The sequence below is a fragment of the Streptococcus sp. GMD4S genome (assembly GCF_000296955.1).
The window spans coordinates 1-3,345 of record NZ_AJRE01000117.1 but is presented as its reverse complement, the minus strand read 5'-3'; the positions used below and the strand labels follow the sequence as shown (position 1 = coordinate 3,345).

Sequence of the window (3,345 nt, the reverse complement as noted above, 5' to 3'; positions counted from 1 at the left end):
GTGTTGCCTTGTAAGTTGGTGCTGGGGTAAATTCCCAAGTACCGACGAAGTGGGCATCCGCTCCATTGATGGTTTCTGATGCCTTGTCATAAGACTTAAAGCTCCATGTACCCTCTGCCGTCTTCACTTCTGTTTGGCTTGGTTGTGTTGGCGTTACTTGAGTACCATTAGACAAGTTCTTTTCTGTTGCTGGAAGCAGGTCTTTCACTTCTTGTGGAAGTTCTTTGCCTGGGGTTCCACTCACAAACTCATGATGTTTTTCATAAAGGAGGGCCGTGCTTACCTGATTAGAAGGAGCTGATAAATTATCAACATGCAATGTTACAGTATTGTCAATCTTTCCAGAACCTTTTTCTTCTACTTTTTTGTTTGTAGTAGTATTATAAGTTACAATAATTTCAGCAGAAGAATTTGCTTTTATGTATTCAGGTGTCATTTTAACAGTAACAGTTTGACCATTCTTTTCAATAGTATAATCACGCCCTTCCTGTAAAGTCACTCCACCTGATTCCACTTTAAGTCCTTGATAATTAAGGCGCTCATCAAATTTCTGAACCATTTCGATAGATGAAGGCGTTGCTAAAATGTCCTTACCTGGAACCGGAACTTTAAACGTAGCTTTATAGGTTACATCTTGTCCTTCCTTAGCTGGAATCTCTGTAGGATCCACTGCTAGAACAGGGCTCGGATCAATTTTTTCAATATAAAGACCAAAGACGGCCGAAGCAACCTCTGTTGATGAGTAACCAAAATTCATACTATTACTATTTGATCGAAGGGCAAAACCAGAGATATTGTTCTCAGAATAGCTACCGCTTGTAATCTGAGTTGCTACCCAAGCAGTTCGATCTCCTTGATCTTCCTGTCTTAAGACATTGGCATTATTCATCAAACGAAGATTAACATCATTTTGATAATCCTTAACATAGAAGGTTTCCTTCAAGTTGTTGGCATCCATTGCATCGATGTCTGTTGGCTTCATAACCAACTTCAAATCTGTCTCGGAACCATCTGCATAACGCAACTCTGCTGTTACATCCGCATCAAGCCAAAAAGCCTTATTCATAATGTAGTCATGAGCTGCATCTACATAGGGAACATTCCCAATTTCAAAAGCATTATTTTCCCACAATTCTGAAATAGAGAAAAATTCAACAGTAGATTTTTGAGCACTATTCATCTCAGATTCTGCCTGAGCAGTGTTTAGATAGTGAAGAGTTACCTTATTGAATTTTAAGTAAGCATCTACTTGCTTACCATTAACTGTCCCAATATTTGTGAATTTTAGAGAAAGAGGATTTTCAAAAACTTGATCCTGTTTTTTACTTTTATCTACTTTAAGAGTAAAGTTCTCCATCTCGCCTGGATAGGCACCACCCCAGAGATATTCATAGTGGGGATTCGATAAATGAAACTGATCAACAGCCTGTGATTTAGATAAAACACTAAAATTGTTGATGTTCAAATTAAACTTACGAATATCCAAGGTTGAGATATCCGTTCCGTTTTTTATTTCTTCTAAAGCCGCATAAGATTGAAGCGGAATAAGAAAAATAGAAAAAAGTAAAACGACTAGTCCGAGAAAAGCCTGTTTTTTTCTACTGAAAATAGTAGAAAAAGGCATTCTCATGCGATATTTCCATTTCATAATGTACCTCCAAAACTAAAAATGATTGTTTAATCATTTCAAAAGAAATATTCATCTCATTTTAACACAAAAAAAGGGCAATTAAAAGTAGATTATAGATAAAAATTTATTATTTTGTATTTCCAGATTGTCAATTTTTGGTGAGAATAATTAAAATATAAAAATTTTAGAAAAGGCGTTTACACCATGTGAATAACTGTTTTATAGTTAATCCTATTATCACTCTATGAGTTTCATAACGTACTCAAGCCACACATAAACATTAATATATTTAATTTTTTATAAAGAAAGAACCCAAGAATAAATTCTGGGTTCTTTTTAGTATTTCTCGTACAAAAGATACTTTTGTATATTAGAGAGCCTTAGTCCTTCTTACGAACGACAAAGCCTACTAGACCGGCGATAAATAAACCAATCATTGAAAGAAGACTGGTAGAAGCTGTACCTGTGCTTGGTAGAACTTTCTTATCTTGGCTTGCAGTTTCTTCTTTCTTAGTGCTTTCAGCTTGGTTCCCTGTTATTGCAGTATCATTCTTATCACCGTTGGTTGTTGTAGGAGTTACTTTCTTAGTTCCAACTTCAACAATCTCATCTACTGCTGGAGTGGTGATTGTGCTTGATTTCTCAACTCGACCTGTTTCAACGCCGTCTGTGTAAGTCACTGTATAAACAATGGTGCGAACACCCTTCTTACCAGCTGTCTTCACTTGACGACTTCCTTCTGGAAGATCTGGATTTGTGACTTCCTTAGTTTGGAAGGCAACATCTTCTGTCTTCGTTTCTTCCTTAGTCGTTACAACTGGGGCTACTACTTTCTTAGTTCCAACTTCGACAACTTCGTCTACTGCTGGAGTAGTGATTGTGTTTGATTTCACCTCGCGACCTGTTTCAACGCCGTCTGTGTAAGTGACAGTTTCAACAATCGTACGAACACCCTTCTTACCAGCTGTCTTCACTTGACGAGTCCCTTCTGGAAAATCTGGATTTGTTACTTCCTTAGTTTGGAAAGCAACTTCTTCTGTCTTGGTCTCTTCCTTAGTCGTTACAACTGGGGCTACTACTTTCTTAGTTCCAACTTCGACAACTTCGTCTACTGCTGGAGTAGTGATTGTGTTGGATTTCACCTCACGACCTGTTTCAACGCCGTCTGTGTAAGTGACAGTTTCAACAATGGTACGAACACCTTTTTGCCCAGCTGTTTTCACTCGGCGAACACCTTCAGCTAAGAGTGCATTTTCAACCTCACGAGTCTGGAAGGCAACTTCTTCAGTTTTGGTTACTTCCTTAGTCGTTACAACAGCTTTCCCACCGGTATAGGTAATCTTGTTTTTTGCAGCTTTCTTGGTCTTGCGTGAAACTTCTTTACGAGATTTTTCAACACCATCCACTTTTGTCACTTCATAAGTGACTTCATCAATACCTTCTTCACCTTCTTCAACACGTGTTTGACCTTTATCCAGTGCTGGGTCTACTTTCGTTTCTTCTTTAAAAGCAACTTTCTCCTCTACAGTCACTGTTTCTTTGGTTTCTACACCTGTTTTCTTAGTTCCTACTTCGATGATTTCTTCTACTGGTTCTTTAATTACTGTTTGGCTCTTTCTATCACGTTTTTTCTCAACGCCATTTACCAAAGTAACATCCCAAACAACTTTCTTCTGACCTTTTTCTCCCGCTTGTTTTACCTTTCGAGTACCTTC

2 protein-coding genes are annotated in these 3,345 nt (G+C 38.0%); both read right to left on the bottom strand.

Annotation, left to right across the window (positions count from 1 at the left end; all coding sequences use genetic code 11):
* Nucleotides 1–1,648 (bottom strand): isopeptide-forming domain-containing fimbrial protein (locus tag GMD4S_RS07470; RefSeq protein WP_000871436.1); only part of this gene is annotated, 1,648 nt, incomplete at its 3' end.
* 362 nt (nt 1,649–2,010) lie between these two features.
* The coding region (locus GMD4S_RS07465; RefSeq protein ID WP_000341551.1) for a G5 domain-containing protein at nt 2,011–3,345 on the bottom strand (1,335 nt) is incomplete at its 5' end.